This is a genomic window from Parazoarcus communis (assembly GCF_003111665.1).
GTDB classification, from domain to species: domain Bacteria; phylum Pseudomonadota; class Gammaproteobacteria; order Burkholderiales; family Rhodocyclaceae; genus Parazoarcus; species Parazoarcus communis_B.
The window spans coordinates 3,382,831-3,404,841 of the sequence record NZ_CP022188.1 but is presented as its reverse complement, the minus strand read 5'-3'; the positions used below and the strand labels follow the sequence as shown (position 1 = coordinate 3,404,841).

17 protein-coding genes and 1 pseudogene are annotated in these 22,011 nt (G+C 60.1%); 11 read left to right on the top strand and 7 right to left on the bottom strand.

The window, feature by feature from the left end; genetic code table 11:
• Positions 1-8: 8 nt before the first annotated feature.
• A complete protein-coding gene (gene leuC, locus CEW87_RS15585; protein ID WP_108974433.1) occupies positions 9-1,412 on the bottom strand; it encodes a 3-isopropylmalate dehydratase large subunit in 1,404 nt (467 codons plus the stop codon).
• Positions 1,413-1,570: 158 nt separating this feature from the next.
• Positions 1,571-1,854: pseudogene (locus CEW87_RS22815) on the bottom strand (phage integrase N-terminal SAM-like domain-containing protein); the annotation flags it as partial.
• A 187-nt stretch (positions 1,855-2,041) separates the two neighbouring features.
• Here CEW87_RS22815 and CEW87_RS22475 point away from each other — a divergent pair.
• Together CEW87_RS22475 and CEW87_RS22470 are read left to right on the top strand one after the other, a co-directional pair.
• The gene (locus tag CEW87_RS22475) at positions 2,042-2,743 is read left to right on the top strand and encodes a hypothetical protein (RefSeq protein WP_159098184.1); all 702 of its coding nucleotides are present in this window, start codon (positions 2,042-2,044) and stop codon (positions 2,741-2,743) included.
• Between the two features lie 623 nt (positions 2,744-3,366).
• Positions 3,367-4,866, top strand: coding sequence for a P-loop ATPase, Sll1717 family (locus CEW87_RS22470; RefSeq protein ID WP_159098183.1), 1,500 nt, complete (start codon positions 3,367-3,369; stop codon positions 4,864-4,866).
• A gap of 327 nt (positions 4,867-5,193) precedes the next feature.
• On the opposite strand, the gene CEW87_RS15570 is transcribed toward CEW87_RS22470, so the two are convergent.
• Positions 5,194-6,111 (bottom strand): LysR family transcriptional regulator, encoded by a 918-nt coding sequence (locus CEW87_RS15570; protein ID WP_108974429.1) that lies wholly within the window; start codon positions 6,109-6,111, stop codon positions 5,194-5,196.
• Between the two features lie 127 nt (positions 6,112-6,238).
• Between CEW87_RS15570 and CEW87_RS15565 the strand changes: the two genes are divergently transcribed.
• From CEW87_RS15565 to CEW87_RS15555, 3 genes are all read left to right on the top strand, one after another.
• Positions 6,239-7,645, top strand: coding sequence for a PLP-dependent aminotransferase family protein (locus tag CEW87_RS15565; RefSeq protein ID WP_108974427.1), 1,407 nt, complete (start codon positions 6,239-6,241; stop codon positions 7,643-7,645).
• 179 nt (positions 7,646-7,824) lie between these two features.
• Positions 7,825-9,246: a cytochrome c oxidase accessory protein CcoG gene (gene ccoG / locus CEW87_RS15560; RefSeq protein WP_108977261.1), complete on the top strand. Its 1,422-nt coding sequence runs from the start codon at positions 7,825-7,827 to the stop codon at positions 9,244-9,246.
• A gap of 134 nt (positions 9,247-9,380) precedes the next feature.
• Positions 9,381-10,043 (top strand): HD domain-containing protein, encoded by a 663-nt coding sequence (locus CEW87_RS15555; RefSeq protein ID WP_108974425.1) that lies wholly within the window; start codon positions 9,381-9,383, stop codon positions 10,041-10,043.
• 47 nt (positions 10,044-10,090) lie between these two features.
• Here the strand turns inward: CEW87_RS15555 and CEW87_RS22465 are convergent, their stop codons facing one another.
• Complete coding sequence (locus CEW87_RS22465; RefSeq protein WP_159098182.1) at positions 10,091-10,267, bottom strand: hypothetical protein; 177 nt, start codon at positions 10,265-10,267, stop codon at positions 10,091-10,093.
• Between the two features lie 192 nt (positions 10,268-10,459).
• Here CEW87_RS22465 and CEW87_RS15550 point away from each other — a divergent pair, with 192 nt between their 5' ends.
• The 3 genes from CEW87_RS15550 (at position 10,460) to CEW87_RS15540 (ending at position 16,325) form a co-directional block, all read left to right on the top strand.
• The gene (locus CEW87_RS15550) at positions 10,460-11,320 is read left to right on the top strand and encodes a transglutaminase family protein (protein ID WP_108974423.1); all 861 of its coding nucleotides are present in this window, start codon (positions 10,460-10,462) and stop codon (positions 11,318-11,320) included.
• A gap of 375 nt (positions 11,321-11,695) precedes the next feature.
• Positions 11,696-15,322 (top strand): pyruvate:ferredoxin (flavodoxin) oxidoreductase, encoded by a 3,627-nt coding sequence (gene nifJ / locus CEW87_RS15545; RefSeq protein ID WP_108977259.1) that lies wholly within the window; start codon positions 11,696-11,698, stop codon positions 15,320-15,322.
• Positions 15,315-16,325 (top strand): dihydroorotate dehydrogenase-like protein, encoded by a 1,011-nt coding sequence (locus tag CEW87_RS15540; protein ID WP_108974421.1) that lies wholly within the window; start codon positions 15,315-15,317, stop codon positions 16,323-16,325. Before nifJ ends, CEW87_RS15540 begins: the two co-directional genes overlap by 8 nt.
• 153 nt (positions 16,326-16,478) lie before the next feature.
• Here CEW87_RS15540 and CEW87_RS15535 read toward each other — a convergent pair whose 3' ends face one another.
• From CEW87_RS15535 to CEW87_RS15520, 3 genes are all read right to left on the bottom strand, one after another.
• Positions 16,479-17,120: a PEP-CTERM sorting domain-containing protein gene (locus tag CEW87_RS15535; RefSeq protein ID WP_108974419.1), complete on the bottom strand. Its 642-nt coding sequence runs from the start codon at positions 17,118-17,120 to the stop codon at positions 16,479-16,481.
• A 387-nt stretch (positions 17,121-17,507) separates the two neighbouring features.
• Complete coding sequence (locus CEW87_RS15525) at positions 17,508-19,295, bottom strand: hybrid sensor histidine kinase/response regulator (RefSeq protein ID WP_159098181.1); 1,788 nt, start codon at positions 19,293-19,295, stop codon at positions 17,508-17,510.
• A complete protein-coding gene (locus CEW87_RS15520; RefSeq protein WP_108974413.1) occupies positions 19,285-19,905 on the bottom strand; it encodes a response regulator in 621 nt (206 codons plus the stop codon). The genes CEW87_RS15525 and CEW87_RS15520 overlap by 11 nt, the downstream gene beginning before the upstream one ends.
• A gap of 637 nt (positions 19,906-20,542) precedes the next feature.
• On the opposite strand from CEW87_RS15520, the gene CEW87_RS15515 reads away from it, so the two are divergent.
• From CEW87_RS15515 to CEW87_RS22575, 3 genes are all read left to right on the top strand, one after another.
• A complete protein-coding gene (locus CEW87_RS15515) occupies positions 20,543-21,229 on the top strand; it encodes a sensor histidine kinase (RefSeq protein WP_159098180.1) in 687 nt (228 codons plus the stop codon).
• Positions 21,226-21,486 (top strand): response regulator transcription factor, encoded by a 261-nt coding sequence (locus tag CEW87_RS22580; protein ID WP_199917033.1) that lies wholly within the window; start codon positions 21,226-21,228, stop codon positions 21,484-21,486. The genes CEW87_RS15515 and CEW87_RS22580 overlap by 4 nt, the downstream gene beginning before the upstream one ends.
• A gap of 148 nt (positions 21,487-21,634) precedes the next feature.
• Entirely contained in the window at positions 21,635-21,889 is a 255-nt protein-coding gene (locus CEW87_RS22575) for a response regulator transcription factor (RefSeq protein ID WP_199917032.1), read from the top strand.
• Positions 21,890-22,011 lie beyond the last annotated feature (122 nt).

Genomic DNA, 22,011 nt, shown 5'->3' with positions numbered 1-22,011 from the left:
ATGTCTCCTCAGCCAAGGGTCCGTGCGTCGATGAAATGGCCGCTCACCGCAGCTGCTGCGGCCATCTGCGGGCTCACCAGATGGGTTCGCCCACCCGCACCCTGGCGTCCTTCGAAGTTGCGGTTCGAGGTCGATGCGCAGCGCTCACCCGCCACCAGGCGATCGTTGTTCATCCCCAGGCACATCGAACAGCCCGGCTCGCGCCACTCGAAACCGGCGGCCACAAAGATTCTGTCCAGCCCTTCCTGTTCCGCCTGCGCCTTCACCAGCCCGGAGCCCGGCACCACCATCGCCAGCGAGACATTGGCCGCAACCCGGCGACCTTCGACCACACGGGCCGCGGCGCGCAGATCCTCGATGCGGGAGTTCGTGCACGAGCCGATGAAGACCTTGTCGATCGCGATGTCGGCGATCGGAGTGTTGGCCTCGAGCCCCATGTAGTTCAACGCACGCTCCATGGCTTCGCGCCTGCCCGGATCGCGCTCGGCGGCCGGGTCGGGAATCCGCCCGCTGACGGGCAACACCATCTCCGGCGACGTACCCCAGCTCACCTGGGGTTCGATTGTCGAGGCATCGATCTCGACAACGCGGTCGAACACCGCGTCCGGATCAGAATGCAAACCGCGCCACGACACCACCGCCGCATCCCAGTCCGCGCCAGCCGGGGCATAGGGACGGCCTTTCAGATAGTCGATGGTCGTATCGTCCACCGCGATCATGCCGGCGCGGGCACCCGCCTCGATTGCCATGTTGCACACGGTCATGCGCCCTTCCATCGACAAGCCCCGGATTGCACTCCCGGCAAATTCAATGGTGTGACCGCTCCCGCCCGCCGTGCCGATGACGCCGATGACGTGGAGCACGATGTCCTTGGCGGTCACGCCCGAGGCCGGCGTGCCCTCCACCCGGACCAGCATGTTGCGGGATTTCTTCATCAGCATGCACTGCGTCGCCATCACGTGTTCAACGTCGGACGTGCCGATGCCAAAAGCCAGCGCGCCAAACGCGCCATGCGTGCTGGTGTGCGAATCGCCGCAAACGATGGTCGTGCCCGGCAGGGTTGCGCCCTGCTCCGGCCCGACCACATGCACGATGCCCTGGCGCCTGTCTTCCAGACTGAAGAAGGGAATCCCGTGGTCGGCACAGTTGCCGACCAGCGTCGACACCTGAAGCGCCGAGATCTCGTCCGCGATGCCCTTCGAGCGCTCGGTGGTCGGCACATTGTGGTCCGGCGTGGCAATCACGCTGCTCGTCCGCCACACCTTGCGCCCAGCCAGCTTCAAACCTTCGAAGGCCTGCGGGCTGGTCACCTCGTGCATGATGTGACGATCAATGTAGATCAGGCAGCTGCCGTCGTCGCCTTGCTTGACGACATGCGCATCCCACACTTTTTCGTAGAGGGTCTTTCCCATTCTCGTTGCTCCAGGTCATGCGATCCATTGCGGTGACGCAATACTTGCAGAGATGGGAAAGCCTGAATAACGGTCAATTGCCATGCCAGCCATCTCATTTGGAGATGGCTATTGCGATTCCGCTGTTCCACGTCATTGAAGTCGAGAACGCTGGGGCCGCAGATCACCTTGCCATAGACGTAAAGCAGTGCTGCCAAGGCCTGACGATGCGTCGACGCAGACACCCGCGCTCGCCGACGAGCCACGAAAGATAAGCCTCGACGGCAGCACCACCCAGTTGTGCCGGGTGCACCGTGCCGTGGAAGCCCATAAACGCTCGTACCCAATGGACATACACCTGCTCTGTCCGTAAGCTATCGCGCTGATACCCCGGACGCTCCCGCAACCGGCTTAGATCTTTGACCGAGCGGAAGGGCGGCAAGGATCCGGCGCTGGTTTTCATGGCGCGCCGGAACTGCTAAATCATAAGCCATAACTTTCGAATCATCAGCAACCAAATGGGGCTCGCCCATACCACGGAGACAATGTTGCAAGTCCCATTTTTTTTCAGCACTTCTGTTTCCCCTAAAACAAATCTAGCCACCTGGCATTATTCACCAAGCAGTTACTTCCAATAGATGGGTAGTCCGATGAAATCAGTCCTTTTTCTCTCAGCAGTATCAGCAGCGATCCTTACTGGTTGCGCTACAAAGGGTGTATCTACAGCAGATCACACTAACCCTCAGACACCAAAGTTCGTAGCCGAAAAGTTTGTGAATAATTCACAAACCAATGTTTGGGACAAACTGGTAAAAAATATGGCGTCAAGTTTCTTTGCGATAAATAACATAGACAAAGAATCTCGAATAATTAATCTAAGTTTTTCATCTGACAAGCCACAGGATTACATTGATTGCGGCAGAACCAGAAGAACATACTTTGACGGCAAAACGACTGAAACTTATGAGTACGGAACAGCGGACAATATAGTTACGTATAAAGTCGCCTCAAACACTCAGCCGCACCCATCCGTTAGCCAGTCTTTCCTTCTCATCCGAACGGCGAAACTTGAAGGAAGGGCGAATGTATATGTTGCACCAGAAGATACGGGCACTCGCTTAACGGTAAACACTAAGTCCGTTGTCCATATAAAGATCAATGGTGCCTTAGTTAATCTTCATGCAATGGGGCATGAGGTTGGACGACAAACACTTCCAACCCAAAACATCGAATTGAGCGCAGTCACAAAAGGCGCAACGGAGAATATGGTTACCAATGGGCAAAAAGTGGAGACCATTATTTGCCATTCTACTGGTGCTCTTGAAAAGGCAATATTGGATTTAGCTAACTGATTGTGAACGCACATTGTCTCGCCATTGCCTAACACTGCGCTCTAAAGAGCGCTGTGCGACAAAGCCGCCCAGCGCCGGTCATCTCCACGTCGAGTTTCTCATATGACGCGACTGAACATCGAACGAGCCACCAAGGCAATAGCGGGATCTCCATGCCTCTTCGGAAATACTGCTGAACTGAAGAAGCCTGTGACATCCTCAATGGGGCTGTGATCATCGCACAAGACAGCAGCAACACTTTTTGTGGAAAAGTCGCCAGTGGCTTCGAGAGCCGATCCATCTTCAATGAATTTGGAACGTACGGAGATGAGTTCATCTCGAAGTCGATCTGGAACGACTTTTCGACATTCGGTAATGAGTTCAAGTCTAATTATCCGTTCAGCGAGTTTTAATCCAGCCCGCCCATGCTCATCAATAATCTGAAAACCCTTAATTATCTCTCAAGAAACAAGACCCTCAAGTCATCAATTTCTCCAAACCTCTTGAGAGCGCTCTGCAAAGATGCTTTCTGAGGGCAGAGAAATCTAACATGACTTTCGAGATGGACGCGCCAGAAACGGCATGCAACACAATTTTACGTTATCTTTAAATAGATTCCCCGAATAACTATCTGGAGCTATTGAATGACAAGTAAGCTAGATGCGCTAAAGAGAATTGAAATTGGCGAACGCGTAGCTGAAGAGGAATCAGACCACCTTGAGCGCTACTTCGTCAAAACCGATCAGTGGCACCAGATGATCGATGGAAATATCGATGTGGTGTATGGTCCAAAAGGGTCGGGTAAAAGCGCTCTCTACACGCTGCTAAATAAGAAGGACGGTGAGCTTTTTGACAAGGGCGTACTTCTAGCGTCAGCCGAGAACGTACGTGGAGCTACGGTGTTCCGAGCAATTGTCGCCGCCCCTCCACCATCGGAACTCTCCTTCGTGTATCTTTGGAAGATTTATAGCCTTAGCATAATTGCAAAAGCTCTTCGTGAGTATGATGTAAGCAACGAACACTCCAAATCTCTAATTAAAGCTTTAGAGAAAGTTGGGTTGCTTCCGGCAGCTGACTCCCTATCTGTTTTGTTTAGATCCGTCACAACTTACTTTAGAGCTTGGTTGGAACGAGATACGAAAGCTATCGAATATGCACTAACAATTGACCCTGCAACAGGAACACCGACATTCACAAGAAAAACAGAATTTTCGGAAAAATCTGAAGAACAAAACTTAGGAGATATTCCTGTAGAGGAACTTTTTGAGGTAGCCAATCACGCACTGAAGCAAGAAGACTTAAGTGTTTGGTTATTGTTCGACCGATTAGATGTTGCTTTCGCAGATTCATTAGAGCTTGAAAGAAATGCGCTTCGCGCTCTTTTCCGCGCTTACAACGACATCAAGGCCTACGATAGGATACGGCTCAAAATTTTTGTGAGGGATGATATTTGGCAGCGAATAACTTCCGGAGGGTTTACTGAAGCCAGCCACATTACGAAGGCCGTCCACATAAGATGGAGCGAAGAGAGTTTGCTGAATCTAATTATGCTTAGATTATTGAGCAACGAAGCCTTGACGGAATATGCTGGAATAGATCCAGGAGACATTAAATCTGATTACACCAAGCAGAATGAGCTATTTTACCGGCTAGCACCACGCCAGGTTGACACTGGAAAAAACCCAGACACTTTCAATTGGATACTTTCTCGAACTACCGACTCTTCTGGACATAGTGTTCCGCGTGAGGTCATACATCTCCTCGAAGTGGCAAAGGAGCTCCAAATAAAGAAGCTTGAAAGAGGCGAAGATGAACCAGTTGATGATCAGCTATTTGACCGGTCATCGTTCAAAGAAGCACTGCCTACAGTATCCAAGGTTAGATTCGAGCAAACCCTGCTAGCTGAATACCCCAACATGCGTGATTATCTGATGAAACTGAACGGTGAAAAATCAGAACAAACCTTATCCACTCTCTCAGGAATCTGGGGAACGGACAATGAAGAAACTCGTACGCTTGCACGTCGTCTTACAGAAATCGGTTTCTTTGAAGCAAGGGGCACCAAAGATGCTCCGTCATTCTGGGTACCCTTCATTTACCGTAGTGCTTTAAACCTCATCCAAGGCAAGGCGGATGAATCTTGATATAACAGGTGCTCCAGTGGGACGCTCACTAGCAAGCCGGCTCCGCGCCCCTGAGCTAGCACATTGAGCTTTAGCTTTCGTGGGATCAAAGGAGTCAAAGGGGTCAGAGTCGTTTGATTTTTGAAGTGCCCGGTAGCTTCTGCTTTGGGTCATCTGCGGAAATCCGCAGCAGCCTCGCCTTGCCAAGCACGCAAGTGCGCAAGGCAACTGGATTACCTGCCCTTGCGTTCGACTTTGGCACAACCGCTCGCTGAGCAAGGCCTTCGTACAACTCGCGCAGACGCTGAAACGGCGTTTCCGACGTCAATTGCGCGGTACAGCTGCCGGTCAGCCCTCGGCCGACACGGCAACCTCGGCGTCGGCCCGCACTAGGTGATCGAGCAGCAGCCGCGCGGCGGCGGGCAGACTGGCGACATCGCGCACGACGATGTGGAGGTTTCGCTTTGCCCATACGTCGGTGAGGCCGACGAGCCTGAGGCCGAGCGCGGACGCGAAGAAGTTGCCGACCCGGCGCGGCACAACGCCGACCCCAAGACCCACATCCACCATCCGGCACAGCGCATCAAAGGATGTGACATGAATCCGCAGTCTTCGGGTCAGGCCAGCCTCGGCGGCTGCGTGCTCGAGCAAGGTGTAGAGCGAACTGTTCTGGCTCAGGCCGACATGGTCATAAGCCAGGCTGGCGGCGAATCCGGTTTCGCGCATCGCCGCCAGCGGGTGATCCGGACGAACGACGAGCACGAGTTCGTCCTGACGGTAGGGGAAGTATTCGAGCCCTTCGACCTCGTCACTCGCGGAGACAACCCCGAGATCCGTGCGCCCCTCCTCCACTGCGCGCAGGATGTCGGCGCTCAGGTGTTCCTGCAGATCGATCTTGATGCCTTCATTGTTTGCCATGAAAACGCGCAGATCTTCGGGCAGAAACTCGACCACCGCAGAGATGTTTGCATGCATGCGGACATGGCCACGCACACCCTGCGCATACTCCGAAAGCTCTGCATGCAGCCGGTCGACGCTGCGTAACACCGTGCGCGCGTGAAACAGCAGCGCCTCCCCGGCGGCAGTGGGCTTCACGCCGCGCGCGCCGCGTTCGAGCAGGGGAACACCAAAATCCGCCTCCAGCTCTGCCAGCCGCTTGCTGATTGCGGACGCCACGATATGCTCGCGCTCTGCCGCCTTGGCAATGGCGCCGGTCTCGCATACGGCCACGAAGTAGGCCATCGAGTTGAAGTCGATTCGTTTCATGGGACTATTATCGGTGCCCGACTTTGGCTTGGGGAATCGTTTTACTCACGATGCGTCAGGCGAAGACCCGGCGCCACAATTCTCAGACGCATTGACGCATCAGCAATATTCACGCAGCGCACCACCCATGAACCTGTACGAACAGCTCGCATTCGACATCGAAAGGCGCATCGCCGACGGCGTGCTTCGGGTCGGCGACCGCCTGCCGTCGGTGCGAAGTGCCTGCAAGTCGCAACGCCTGAGCCCGTCGACCATTCTCAAGGCCTACTATCTGCTGGAGAGTCGCGGCCTGATCGAGGCCCGCCCGCAGTCGGGCTATTACGTGCGGCCAAGATTGCTCACAGGGCTGCCGGAACCGGAGATCACGCGGCCAGCAGGCGCTGCGACCAAGCTCGAGGTCAGCGACTTCATCTTCGAGATTCTCGAATCGGTGAAGGATCCATCCGTGGTGCCGCTGGGTTCGAGCTTCGCGAGTCCCGACCTGTACCCGCTGGACAAGCTGGGGCGTTTCCTTGCGGCGGCTGCACGTCACATGAATCCGCGTGCGACGGTGACCGATCTGCCGCCGGGCAATGAGGAGTTGCGACGTCAGATCGCACTGCGCTACCTGTCCCGTGGCGCATCATTGCAGCCGAGCGAGATCGTCATCACCAACGGCGCAATGGAGGCGTTGAATCTCTGCCTTGAAGCGACGACCTCGCCCGGCGACCTCGTCGCCATCGAATCCCCGACCTTCCATGCCAGTCTGCAGATGATCGAACGCCGTGGCCTGCGCGCGATCGAGATTCCCACCCATCCGCGCACGGGCGTAAGCCTTGGCGCGCTCGAAGAAGCCCTGCGCCATCATCCGGTGAAAGCCTGCCTGCTGATGCTCAACTTCCAGAACCCCATGGGAAGCCTGGTCCCTGACGACTCGCGCAAGGCCTTGATCGCGCTGCTGCGTCGCCACGCGGTGCCACTGATCGAAGACGACACCTATGCCGAACTCTATTTCGGGCGTGAGGCGCCGCTGGCAACCAAGGCGCTCGATAGCGACGGCCTGGTGTTGCATGTGTCGGGGTTTTCGAAATGCCTTGCGCCCGGTTACCGCGTGGGCTGGGTCGCTGCCGGCCGCTTTGCGCAGAAGATCCAGCGCCTGAAGTTCTCCGCCAGCCTTGCGACGACAATCCCGGTGCAGATCGCGATTGCCGTTTTTCTGAAACAGGGCGCGTTCGACACCCACCTGCGCCGACTGCGCTCAGCCCTTGAGATGCAGGAAGTGCAGATGGCGACCGCGCTCGACCGCCACTTTCCGCCCGGCACGCGCATCACCCGGCCGCGCGGGGGCTACTTCATGTGGGTCGCGTTGCCGGACGACGTCGATGCCCTCGCCCTGCATCGCGACGCGCTCGACGCCGGCATCAGCATCGCTCCCGGCCCGCTGTTCTCGGCCAAACAGGCCTACCGAAACTGCATCCGGCTCAACTTCGGCCATCCCTGGTCGGAAAGTGTGGAGGCAGCGGTGATGAAGCTGGGGCAACTGATCAAGCGCTGACCCGGGTTCCGGCACATCCGGCCCCGCTCGCTTCCACCCGATGCAGCCTCTCCAAACTGTTATGGTCAATTTAGCGACAATCTGAGACTGTAACGCTCGCCAGCCCGATGGTTTACTCGCGCCACTGCCCGGAACACCTCATTTTGAAGGTGATTCGGGTCGCAACGGAGAAAGCCCTCATGCACGCGCGCGTCAACAAAGCCCAAGGCGCCCGGATCGAGTTCTACAACAAGACCGGGAAGATCCACCCTCGCACCACCGCCGGCCGATACAACACCTTGCGCTGGTCCATGGTGTGGATCACGCAGATCATTTTCTACGGTCTGTGCTGGCTGGAATGGGGCGGCCAACAGGCGGTCCTGTTTGACATCGAAGAACGCAAGTTCCACCTGTTCGGCCTCGTCCTCTGGCCGCAGGACGCGATGCTGCTCGCGGTGATGCTGATCGTCGCCGCAACCGGCCTTTTCTTCGCCACGGCACTGGCCGGGCGGGTGTTCTGCGGTTTTGCCTGCCCGCAAACCGTCTACACCGCCATCTTTCGCTGGGTCGAGACCAGGGTGGAGGGCGACCACCTGGCACGGATGCGACTGGACCAGTCCCCGCCCGGCCTGCTCAAATTTGCGATCAAGGCCACCAAGCACGTGATCTGGCTTTCGATTGCGTTGTGGACGGCGATCACCTTTGTCGGCTACTTCACCCCGATTCGCGACCTGCTCGCGCGCCTGCCGGCCGAACTCGGCCCATGGGAGGGGTTCTGGGTGTTCTTCTATGCCGCATTCACCTACCTGCTGGCCGGGTTCGCACGTGAGATGGTGTGCATGCACATGTGTCCCTACTCGCGCTTCCAGGGGGTGATGGGCGACCCCGACACCCGCAATGTCAGCTATGACGTGCTGCGCGGCGAACCACGCGGAACACTTTCCAGGCGCCAGCCCGAGCGCGCACCTCAGGGCGACTGTGTCGACTGCGGCGTATGTGTTCAGGTGTGCCCGACTGGAATCGACATCCGCGAGGGCCTGCAATATGCCTGCATCAACTGCGGGCTGTGCATCGACGCCTGCGATGAGGTCATGACACGGATCGGCGCACCCAAGGGCCTGATCCGCTTCGCAACAGAACGCGAGTTGTCCGCACCGAAGGCCACCCCGCGCCCCACCCTGCTCCGTCCCCGGGTCCAGGTCTACCTGGCCGCGCTTGTGCTCTTCGCAGCGACCGGCGTGTGGATGCTGATCGAACGCACCCCGCTTGCGGTGGATATCCTGCGCGACCGGCACGCCCTGATGCGACTGGATGATGCGGGGCGAATCGAGAACGACTACATCCTGAAGATCGCCAACATGCTTGAGCAGCCCCGCCGCCTTCGCGTACAGGTTGACGGCCCGGCGGACATCCGTCTGGAAAGCAGCGACACTTTCGACGCAGCAGCGGGCAGCATCACAAGCCTGTCGGTGAGCGTGTCCGGCGCGGCAGATTCGTCCCTGCGCGGCAGCCAGCAGATCCGTTTCACGATTCAGGACCTCGAAGCCCCCGAAACGCGGGTGGTGGAGAAAACATCTTTCCTGCTGCCCGTCACCCTGGCCGGCGCGCTACGTCAGGACTAGTGTGACACCCGATGCGCATTGGCCGCCCCCGGTTGTCAGGGAATCCGTCTGCAGACGGGTGCTGGCCAGGGTGGCTCCGCTTGGTATTATCCGCGCAGCACTGAACTACTGACCGATCCGGACTCCTCCCAAGCATGAACACACCCCAACGCAGGCTCGTCGAGCGCGTCGCCGAACACATCAAGTCAAAATTCGCGGACGAAAGCTCCGGCCACGACTGGCACCACATCAACCGGGTCAGAAAACTCGCGCGGCAGATCGCTGCGCAAGAAGGTGCGGACGTGGACATGGCGGAGCTGGCCGCGCTGGTCCACGACATCGCGGACTGGAAATTTCACGACGGCGATGACACCAAGGGCCCCATCGAGGCCGCGCGCCTGCTGCGGCAGGAGGGCGCGACGCAGGACGTGATCGATCGGGTCACGGACATTGTTGCGACGATCTCATTCAAGGGTGCGGGCGTCCATACCGCAATGAAGACCCTCGAAGGCAAGTGCGTGCAGGATGCCGACCGCCTCGACGCCATCGGGGCAATCGGCATCGCGCGCTGCTTTGCCTACGGCGGCCACGCCGGGCGCCTGATGTATGACCCGGACGAGGCGCCCGTCATGCATGCCACCGCTGAAGCCTACAAGGCGGCAAAAGGGACGAGCCTCAACCACTTCTACGAGAAGCTCTTCCTCCTCAAGGATCGCATGAACACCAGCAGCGGCCGCGCGCTCGCCGAGGAGCGCACGCAATACATGCAGGACTTCGTCGCCAGATTTCTTCAGGAGTGGGGCTCACCCGCAGACTGACGTGCGGAGCGCCGAGAAAACGTGCGCGCCGTGTCAGCCGCTGCCAATCATTGCGCCTGGCCGAACTTGGTGACGAATTTCATGTAGTCGGCTGAATAGCCCTTTTCGGGCAGACCGGACTCCGCGTCCCGCACCTTGACCTCGATGCCTTCCATCGGTGTTGCATCGATACCCAGGGTAGCCACCCGAATAAACAGCTCAAGGCCTATCGGATCGAAAGACATTGCCCTGCCCCGTCATCAAGCGCGTATTCTGCCTGATGAGCGGCCTCGAAATCGAGGAACACATCGACGGCAGAAACTGTCTTTCGCATATCCAGGAGAACCCTGAACGAAGACCCTGCTGGACGCGCTTGTCTCCGGCCCGCTTCCACATAAAGTGTTAGTCTGGACGTTCTTCAGGAGCCCTGCGCCACCGTGACCCGAATCCAAATCAGTCATACAACGGTCTATCACTATCGCAACGCGGTCAGTCTGAATCCGCATCGGCTGATGCTGCGTCCAAGGGAAAGTCGTGAACTGCAGCTCATGTCGCACGACTTGAAGGTATCTCCCGACGCGACGATCGCGTGGGCGCACGATGTCTCGGGCAATGCTGTCGCGACGGCGTCGTTCGCCGGCCAGACCGACACATTGCGGATCGAAAGCACGGTCGAACTGGCCCTCACCGGCAACCCCTGGCCGATCTTCAATATTGCGGCGTCAGCCCTCAATTTTCCCTTCTTCTATTCGAACGATGATCGCGCTGATCTGGGCGCTCTCGCGATCCAGCAGTACCTTGATCCGATGGGGCGCCTGCAGAAGTGGGCCCGGTCATTCGTGCGGGGCGTCGCACCCGATACGCTGGAATTGCTGAAGGCAATCAGCCACGGCGTGGCCGAAGCCTTGCAGTACGAGGTGCGCGAAAGCGAAGGCACCCAGACGCCAACCGAATCGCTCGACCGCGGGAGGGGTTCGTGCCGCGACTTCGCAGTATTGTTCGTCGAGGCGGTGCGCAGCCTGGACATGGGCGCCCGGATCGTGTCCGGCTATCTGTACGATCCGCAAAACACTGCGACGGGTTCCGCGGGGTCCGGCTCCACCCACGCATGGGCAGAAGTCTATGTACCTGGGGCCGGCTGGATCAACTTCGATCCGACCAATCGCAGTATTGGCGGCTTCAACCTGGTTCCAGTCGCCGTTGCCCGTGACATCAAGCAGTTGATGCCGGTGTCGGGCACCTATGTTGGCGCGGCTGACGCGTTTGCGGGGATGGAGGTCGAGGTCCGGGTGAGCTGACCGGTCCGTACGCCGCCAGGTGGCGAACTGACATTTTCCGGCCTCAGATCATCCCGCCTCAAATCAATGACCGCGCTGGCTGATGTTCCGTTGGTGGTTCTGACCTGCTCCGGACCTTCGCGAATGACTTCCTCATCTCTTTGGAAGCCATCCTCTCAATTTTGACGGGTCAGAAAAGCCCGGAGCAGATCAGCCCGGCTCAGCGCCAATCCCACATCCGGCATTGAGCTCTCTTCCGAAACAGTCTCCGTTCAATGACATTTGAACCAGACCGGGATCTGGAATCCTCGTAGAATGGTGTTGCTGCGACGCAGCATTCACGGCGCGAACACTTCCACGCGAGCACGCCGCGCACTCTTCAGGGCTGGATTTGACATGAACCTCATGCTAACCATCGACGGCAACGAAGCCGTTGCCAATGTGGCGTATCGCGTTTCGGAAGTGATCGCCATCTATCCGATTACCCCTTCGTCAGGCATGGGTGAGCTGTCTGACGAGTGGGCGTCACAGGGCAAGACCAACGTCTGGGGCTGCGTTCCCCGTGTCGTCGAACTGCAGTCGGAGGGGGGGGCGGCCGGCACGGTGCATGGCGCCTTGCAGGGCGGCGCACTCGCGACGACCTTCACCGCCTCGCAGGGCCTGCTGCTGATGATCCCCAACATGTACAAGATCGCCGGCGAACTCACACCGACGGTCTTTCATGTCGCGGCACGGGCGGTGGCAACACATGCGCTGTCGATTTTCGGCGACCACTCGGACGTGATGGCGACGCGCGGCACCGGCTTCGCGCTGCTGGCCTCGAACTCGGTTCAGGAAGCGCAGGACATGGCGGTGATTGCCTCGGCAGCCAGCCTCACCGGACGCATCCCGGTGCTGCACTTCTTTGACGGTTTCCGCACCTCGCACGAAGTTGCAAAGATCATTCCGGTCGAGGATGCGCTGCTGCGCGACATGTTGCCGCAGGACCGCATCACCGCCCAGCGCGAGCGTGCGCTGTCGCCGGAACACCCGGTCCTGCGCGGCAGTTCGCAGAACCCCGATGTGTTCTTCCAGGCCTGCGAAGCCCGTAACCCGTGGTTCGATGCCTTCCCTGCCGTCGTGCAGGCCTGCATGGATCAGTTCGCCGCGGCGACCGGACGCGAATACAAGCTGTTCGACTACGTCGGTGCGCCTGATGCCGAGCGCGTGATCGTGCTCATGGGCTCCGGCGCTGAAACCGCACAGGAAACCGTCGAGCACCTGAATCGGCTGGGCGAAAAGGTCGGCTTGCTTAAGGTGCGCCTGTTCCGTCCCCTTGCACCCGAAGCGCTGGTTGCCGCCCTGCCCGCCACAACCCGCGCGATCGCGGTGCTCGACCGCTGCAAGGAGCCGGGCGCCGAGGGCGAACCCTTGTACAAGGACGTGATGGTGGCACTGGCCGAGAACGCCTCCGGCGAGGCGCCACGGTTTGCCCGTTTGCCCAAGGTCACCGGCGGCCGCTATGGGCTGGCCTCCAAGGAATTCAATCCGGCGATGGTATGTTCGGTGTTGGCCGCCCTTGACGAGCCGAGCCCGAAACGACGCTTCACCGTCGGCATTCAGGACGATGTCACCCATCTGTCGCTGCCTTACGACCCTGGCTTTCGCACCGACGCAGTGCGCGAAACCTTCGGCGCGGTGTTCTACGGCCTCGGGTCAGACGGCACGGTTTCGGCCAACAAGAACTCGATCAAGATTATCGGTGACGAGACCGAGCTCAACGCACAGGGCTACTTCGTCTACGACTCCAAGAAATCGGGTGCGATGACGGTGTCGCACCTGCGATTCGGCACCCAACCGATCCGTTCGACCTACCTCACTGGCGCGGGCGATGCGAAGTTCGTGGCCTGCCATCAGCCGCTCTTTCTCGAAACGCACGACCTGCTGTCGCACGCCGCGCCGGGCGCCGTGTTTCTGCTCAACACGCCGATAGCCCCGGACAGGGTTTGGGAAACGCTGCCCGCCACGATGCAGCGACAGCTGATCGACAAGCGCATCCACCTGCATGTGATCGACGCCTATCAGGTGGCGCAGGACGCCGGCATGGGGCGGCGCATCAACACCGTGATGCAGACCTGCTTCTTTGCAATTTCGGGAATTCTGCCTCAGGACGAAGCCATTGCCGCGATCAAGCACGCGGTGGAAAAGACATACGGTCGCAAGGGGCGTCGCATTGCCGAACTGAACTACCGCGCCATCGACATGACCCTGGCCTGCCTGCACGAAGTGGCGCTGCCGCAGACCCATGACAGCGCTGCGAGCAGTACCCAGGCGCGCAGCGAACCGCAGGCATCCGAGTTTGTACGCAGGCTGACCCTGCCGTTGATCGCCGGCAAGGGCGATGCGCTGCCGGTGTCGCTGTTTCCCGCCGACGGCACCTGGCCGACCGGCACTGCCCGCTACGAGAAGCGCAACCTCGCGCTGCAGATTCCGGTCGTCGAGAGCGACCTGTGCACGCAGTGCGGCAAGTGCGTGTTCGTGTGCCCTCACGCTGCGATCCGCGTCAAGGCCTACCCGGCGGAGCTCGCCACCGGGGCGCCCTCGACCTTCAAGCAGATGGCGATCCGCAGTAAGGACTACCCGAGCGGCTGGAAGATGACCTACCAGGTCGCGCCGGAGGACTGCACCGGCTGCACGCTGTGTGTCGATATCTGCCCGATCCGCGACAAGTCGAACGTCTCGCGCAAGGCGATCAACATGGCCGAGCAGGCCCCGCTGCGCGAGCGCGAAGCGGAGAACTGGGACTTCTTCGTCAAACTGCCCGACTATGACCGCAAGCTGGCCAAGCGCACCACGGTACCGGGCTCGATGCTGCTGACACCATTGTTCGAGTTTTCGGGGGCCTGCGTGGGCTGTGGCGAAACACCCTATATCCGCCTCGCCACGCAACTCTTCGGCGACCGCATGATGGTGGCAAACGCCACCGGCTGTTCGTCGATCTACGGCGGCAACCTGCCCACCACGCCCTACACCACCAACGCCGAAGGCAGGGGCCCGGCATGGAGCAACTCGCTGTTCGAGGACAACGCCGAATTCGGCCTCGGCATGCGCCTGGCAACCGACCAGCTGGCCAAGGCCGCACAGGTAAAGTTGCGGGAGATGACGCCGGCTCTCGGTGAGGAACTGGTTCGGTCCGTGCTGGAGGCCGACCAGGAAGACGAAGCCGGCATTCATGAGCAGCGCCAACGCGTCGCCGCGCTCAAGGCGCAACTGTCTGAGCTTGCCACGCCTGCCGCCGAGGCGCTGGCAACGATCGCCGACTATCTTATCCGCCGCAGTGTGTGGATTATCGGCGGCGACGGCTGGGCATACGACATCGGTTTCGGCGGCCTCGACCATGTGCTGGCTTCGGGCGAGAACGTCAATATCCTGGTGCTCGACACCGAGGTCTATTCCAACACCGGTGGCCAGAACTCCAAGGCGACGCCGCGCGGCGCGGTGGCCAAGTTTGCCGCGGGCGGAAAACCGAACCGCAAGAAGGATCTCGCCCGGATCGCCATGGACTACGAGAACGTCTACGTCGCCCAGGTCGCCTACGGGGCCAAGGACGTGCATACGCTCAAGGCCTTCATCGAGGCCGAGAGCTATCCCGGGGTATCGATCATCATCGCCTACAGCCCGTGCATCGCCCACGGCGTGGACATGCAGCACAACCATCGCCAGCAGGACCTCGCGGTCAAGTCCGGACACTGGCCGCTGCTGCGCTATGACCCACGCCAGCGCGAGCGCGGCAAGAACCCCTTGTCGGTCGATAGCGCCGCACCGAGCATTCCGTTCGGCGATTTCGCCCGCACCGAAGCACGATTCACCGTGCTCGAGCGGATCAATCCACAGGCCTCGGCCAGCTTCATCGCGCAGGCCGGCAAGGACGCGCGCCTGCGCCATCAGGAATACGTGGAACTCTCCGAAATGGTGCTGCCCGAGGTGGCCCTCGACGAAACTGCCAAAGACGCTGCCGCAACCAAGGAAACGCCCGATGCCTGATCTATCCACCACCTATCTGGGCCTGGCGCTGAAGAATCCGCTCGTGCCCTCCTCCACGCCGCTCAGCCACGATCTGGATGCGATGCTGCACCTCGAAGACGCCGGCGCTGCAGCCGTCGTCATGCATTCGCTGTTCGAGGAGGACGTAAAGCGTGACGAGCAGATGATGGACCGCTTTCTGCTCAACCCCGACGCCTTCGGCGAATCGGCGGGACACCTGCCCGCCGGTCATGATTATCAGAGCCGGCTGGACACGTATCTGGAACAGATCCAGCGACTGAAGTCCCGCCTCTCCATCCCGGTGGTCGCAAGCCTTAACGGCTCATCGGCCGGTGGCTGGGTGGAACTGGGCAAAGAGATGCAGGCCGCGGGTGCGGATGCGCTCGAGCTGAATGCCTGGTACATGCCCAGCGATCCGGGTGTCACCGCGGCCGAGACTGAACACCGCTACCTCTCGCTGCTGCAATCCCTGAAAGCCGTCGTGAACGTGCCGATCAGCATGAAGCTGTCGCCTTTCTTCTCCTCGCTACCGCATTTTGTGCAGCAGGCAGAACAGGCCGGTGCCGCGGGCGTTTCAATGTTCAACCGCTTCTTCCAGCCGGACATCGACCTCGAGACACTCACGGTGGTCGACCGCGTGCAGCTTTCAAGCTCCGCCGACGCCTTGCTCACAATGCGCTGGATCGCCATTCTGCGTGGCCGCACAGGCGTGTCGCTGGCGGCCACCGGCGGCGTGCATAGCGCGGACGATGCCCTCAAGATGCTGCTCGCCGGTGCGGACGTGGTGCATCTTGCCAGCGCTCTGCTGCAGCGTGGCCCGCAGGCCCTGCGCGAAGTGCTGCAAGGCATCGGCCGCTGGCTCGAAGAGCGGGAATACGACTCGGTCGCGCAACTGAAGGGTTCGATGAGCCAGCACAACTCGCCCGACCCGAGCGCCTTCGCACGCGCGGCCTACCTCAACGCCATCGACTCGTTCACGCCGCCGGACGGCGTGCGTTACTGAAGGCAGGGGCAGCAGCGAGCGGGTTTTCGAAACGGCCGCACAGCCGACGAGCATCCGCCCCCCCGACCGGCGGCCCACCCGCCAGCAGCGAAGGCTGAGAATACGTCGCTCTCGCCCGGGTGGCGCTGCAGGACAATGTGACGGCGGCTGCGCTCAGCAGGCCAGCGTGCCGGCACCACTGCGGCGACGGCGCGTCCTTGCCGCTGACAACCCCAGCACGCCCAAACCCACGAGCAACACAGAAGACGGCTCGGGAACAGTGTGGGGCGCGTTCAGATCCGCAACGACGAAGTCCATGCTGTAGCTATCGAGCCCCATGCCCGAACCGAAACCACGCAGGTCGAAGGTGTATGTGCCCGCGGTGAGCGGCCCGCCAAAGCCGAAAATGGCGTTCGTGAACAGATCGTCGCCACTCGTAACACTCGCACCCGACGTATTCAGTGATCCCAGGGTCGTACCCGCGCTGCCCGGCCCGCTGACGAGGTAGACGTTGGCACCACCGGGATAGGAACTCGCATTGAAGCTGAACAGGATCTTTGACACCTCGGTGCCAGCCGCCACCACGAAGCCGAAAACATCGATCCCGTCTTCGTCGCTTGGGGAGGTGTTGACCAAGCTGCCGAACACCGTACTGGTGCCGACCGCGAGCGAGCCAAGAGCCGTGGGCGACGAGGGAGCAGCGCTGAAGTCGCCACTGACTGCCTCATCGTAGATCAAAGTGGCCAGAGCGGAGGAGCTTGCGAGCAGGCTCGCGGCACCTAGCACTGCCGCAGCGATTTTTGCGCGTGAAATCATCGTAGGGAGTCCTTTGTTTAGTACAGAGCTGCGACACAAGGACAGCGCGAGTTGAACAAATCTTCGTTACTCCAGTCGCTCGGCGCCGATCCATCTGGCGGCATATTCTTCACGCGGATCGGGTGCGTCAATAATGCCCAAGGACTAGAACACCAATGCAGAACCCTGCGATGCCGCACCGACACTGGGATTCAGGGTCAGGGGCAGTTTCATCGCGACATCGTTTTCCGGAATGAACTGTTTGCGGCGGGAATCCCGCTCGATGTGCGCCGGCACCGACAGGCCCGGTTCTGCCCATCGACTCTCGGGAAAGCCGACGGCCAACGCTACCGATGACGCTTAGGGAGAGCAGCAGAGCGCCTTGCCGAGTCGCAGTCGATCGGCCGCTCAGGCAAGTTCATGCAACGCACCGACCGCTTCAGCGTGCCATCGCGAAAGGACCGCGCGCAGTCGCGACGGCTGCACGGGCTTATGCAGTAACAGGAGGCCACTGGCGCTGGCCTCACGCAGCCTTTCCGGGGCGGTGTCGCCGGTCAGAATGGCAGCCGGCACGTCGCGGCCAAGGGCGCGTCTGATCCCGGCAATGGCCTCGGTCCCGGAGCGCCCCTCGCGCAACCGGTAGTCAGCAATGATCGCGTCTGGCGAGAAGGCGGCGTCGGCCAGCTGCGAAAGCGCATCCCCTGCGCTCTCGGCGGTCAGTACGTGGCAGCCCCAGCCGCAGAGAACCTCAGCCAAGGCCTCGCGAATGGCCAGGTCGTCATCGACCACCACAACGGCGAAGCCGCGCAAGCCAGAGGACGCTGTCTCCTCGGTGTCATCGAGGCAGGGCAAATCCCCTGCGGCACTCGGAACGTGAACCGAGAAGGTGGAGCCATGCCCCACCCTGGACTTGAGCTCAAGGGGATGATCGAGGATGCGACACAATCCGTCGACAATTGCGAGCCCCAGCCCCAGCCCTTTCTGGCGGTCACGCTCGGGATTTCCCAGTTGATAGAACTCGCGGAAGATGGCTTTGTGAAACTCAGGCTCGATTCCGGGGCCCGTGTCGCAAAGCGCAATTGCGACCTGATCACCTTTGCGGCGGCAGCCCACGAGCACTGCGCCCTGCTCCGTGTAACGGATGGCATTGGTGATGATGTTGCGCAGGATGCGGCCCAGCATGCTGGGATCACTCGCAACCTTGAGGCGCGTCCTGACGAAGCCCAGCTCGATCCCTTTCTCTTCAGCCAGTGGCTGCAGCTCACGCTGCAGTCCATCGAATAGCGCCTGCAGCGAAATTATCCGGATTCTTGGGCTGAACAATCCCGCCTCCAGCCTGGAGATGTCGAGCAGATCATTGAGCAAGCCCTCCAGCGCCTGCGCCGAATCGCCCAGGGCAACGCGCGCCCGCTCAGCGCGCACGGGGTCCTTCTCGGTGCGCAGCGCCTCGATGAACAGGTTCATGGCCTGCAGCGGCTGGCGCAAATCGTGGCTGGCCGCTGCAAGAAATTTCGACTTGGCCAGGTTCGCGTCCTCTGCACGCGCACGTGCCACTTCCGCAGCCGACATCTCCTCGCGCAACTGTTGCACCAGTTCCTGATTCTCCAGCCGCAAGCGCATGGACTCAAGCAGCGTCCGGCTGAGCTGGCGCGCGAAGGCAAGCACATTGACAAGATAAATCAGACACATCAGCCCGAGGATCCAGAGCTCGCTGCCTTCAAGCAGATAACACACCGCGATGGGTGTCATGGTCAGAATGGCATAGGAAAACTGCGCCGGCGGCCACGATGAGTGGGATGCAATCGTGCCCGCCGACATGCCTGCCAGAATGATCGTCAGAAAGACGAGCGTGACCGCCGACTCAGGTACAAAGAACAGCACGCCCGCCGCTCCCCATGTCACACCGGACAAAACGGCGCCTGCGGTCATCAGCGTATGCCATGCAATCCGCGTGCCGGCAGCGCGGCGCCGATAGGCGATCGTCAGCCCCAGGCGGAACAGCACGACGACGGCAACGGCTGCCCACCAGCCCAGCAGGATGTCCGGATCGATGACGCGCCAGAGGAAGCCGACCAGCACCGTCGCCACAGTCAGGTTCGTCATCTGCGCGAGAGGCGTATATCGGAACAGCAACTCGATCTGCTCGTCGTGAATCCGGGCCTGAAAGCCCTGCGCCACCGATGCGTCAGCCACCATTTGCCACTCCCATGCCGAGCGCAACGCGTGCCGCATCGTTACGGTTCTCGACATCGAGAATCTTGAGAATGGCCGCCACATGCACCCGCACGGTGTTCACGCGCATGCCCAGGGCGTCGGCAATTTCCTTGTTCGACAGGTTCTTCACCAGCAGCGCCAATACCTCGCGTTGCCGCACCGTAAGCGTGCGATTCTCGTCCGGCGGTTCGGCCCGCCCCACCATGCCGATCATCGGCACGTAGATCTCTCCCGCAAGAACCTGCTTCAACGCTGCTGTCATCTCCTCAATGCTCGAGGACTTCGGGATAAACCCCTGCGCACCGCGACGCAGGCCATCGACAATGATGTGCGAATTCTCGTTGGCCGACAGCAGCACTACAGGGGTCGTCGGGCACAGCTCCCGCAGCCGCACCAGGCCATCCAGCCCGTTCAGATCGGGTAAAGCCAGGTCCAGCAGGATGAGATCGATATCCGGGTGAGCACTCACCTCGGCCAAGGCTACCGCGCAATTCTCCGCCTCAACGAAGACATGGTTTCCGGCAAGCCGGGACAACAACTCACGCAAGCCATGGCGGAACAACGCATGATCGTCGACGAGCAGAAATTTCATGATGAATGTCACCAAGTGAAGACGACCGACTCAAGCAAAGTTTGGTCCAGCAATCGATTGCCGGGGATAGCGCCTGCTCTCGAGCAGAACCATCGACAACGCGCACCAAAACGGCCGCTGCGCCGCGTCCTTGCTAGTCCTTGAGCATTATTGACGCACCTGACACAGCCGAGGAGTATGCCACCTGAGCAGTGCCTTGCGCGCGACTCACGACGACCACGTTGACAATGTTATGACCGACGCAGGCACTCCGACCGAGCACTGATGGCATGGAACCGATCCTGACGTATCGCAGTCGCATCGCCCATGGCTTTGCGCAGCAGCCCCTGCAAGCCTCGCCGCGTTTCCATTCGTCTTTCGGTACAGGCTGCGTATCGACCTTAGCTGCGCAAGCGTGTTGATACAGGTCATCGCCCTCCTTGCCATGTCCGCTGCAACACGGGGGACGCGTTCCTTCGCAGCGGACTCCGCAGCAACAGGCATTGCGCACTGGGAGGCTTTTACCGTGACGATAGGCATTACCGGGCTTGTCCTCGCAACACTTGCCCTCGAGCACCGACTCCACAAGGACAGACTGGTGCGTTTGTACGAAACGCTCGCGAACAAGGTGCGGAAGCGAAGCAGCCAGGTGGCTGCGATGAATCATGCACTAGACATGGAAGTGGCCAGGCGCCGCCACCTCGAGGGCGAACTGATCCGCGCCGAGGAGCACCAGCAACGCATGCTTGGCCGCAATCTGCACGACGGTCTGGGACAACACCTGACCAGTATTGCCTTGTTCGGTGCAACGCTCCAGCAAAGACTTGAAGCGCAGAATCACCCTGAAGCCAGCCACGCGTTACGCATTGTCGATCTCATCAACCAGGCAAACGACATGGCCCGCGCAGTGTCGAGGGGCCTGTATCCAGCCATCCTTGAAACTGCCGGACTGAATGCCGCACTTGAGCAACTGGCCGACACGACCTGCCAGCTGAGAAACGTGGCCTGCGAGTTCCGGGCCAACGCGCCTGTTGCGGTTGACGACCCGCTTGTTGCAATCAACCTTTACCGGATCGCACAAGAGGCCGTCAATAACGCGCTCCGTCACGGAAACGCGAGTCACATCCTGCTCAGGCTGGACGAAACGGAAAGCACCTACCGGTTGTTGATTCAGGACAACGGGTCGGGCTTCGATCTGGCAGCTGTCAGTCACGGCGACGGCATGGGATTGCGTAATGCCCACTATCGTGCGGACATCCTCGACGGAATGCTGAAAGTAAGCAGCCACCCGTGCAGGGGCACGATCATTACTGCCGTGGTACCAAAGAAGAGCCGGAACCCATGACTCAATGCCTGCAGTCGGCTCCGGAAAACGCCCGAATTCTGATTGTTGATGACCATCCGATTGTGCGTGAAGGGATGGCGATGTTTCTCAACCAGCAAAGCAATCTGTTCGTCTGTTGCATGGCTGAAAATGCTGCGGACGCGATGACCCGTACCTGCACGCACAGGCATGACCTCGCGATCGTCGACATGTCTCTCAACAGAGACTCCGGTCTCGATCTGATTGCCTCCATTCGCCACCAGTCTGCCGATATCTGAATTCTGGTCATCAGCATGCATGAAGAATCGGAGTTCGCGGAACATGCACTGCGCTGCGGCGCGAATGGCTACCTCATGAAACAGGAAGGTACGCCCAACATCCTTCGGGCCGTCAACCGGATACTCGGTGGCCTGCCCTATCTCAGCGATGCAAAGCAGCATCGCCCATCGTTTACTCGACTCAGGCAGCACCCGCGCTACCTCGGCCCCTCGTATCAGCGAACGGGAATCCGAAGTGCTGCATTTGCTCGGACTGGGCTTCAGCACCCTCGAAATCGCGCAAATTCAGAATCGCAGCATCAATACCATCGAAACCCAGCTCGCAAGCCTCAAGACGAAACTCCGCATCAAGAGCGGCCGCGACCTCATTCGCCATGCGATTCAGATCGAGGAGACGCGGTAGCAGATCGCCGCAACCGAGGAAGGGCACAACGCGCTGACGGCGCGATTCACCAAGCTGCCGCCATACCGAAATGCGCCCTCCTAAATCGATCTCGTCGCACCCGCTTCGCGCACCGGGCACGA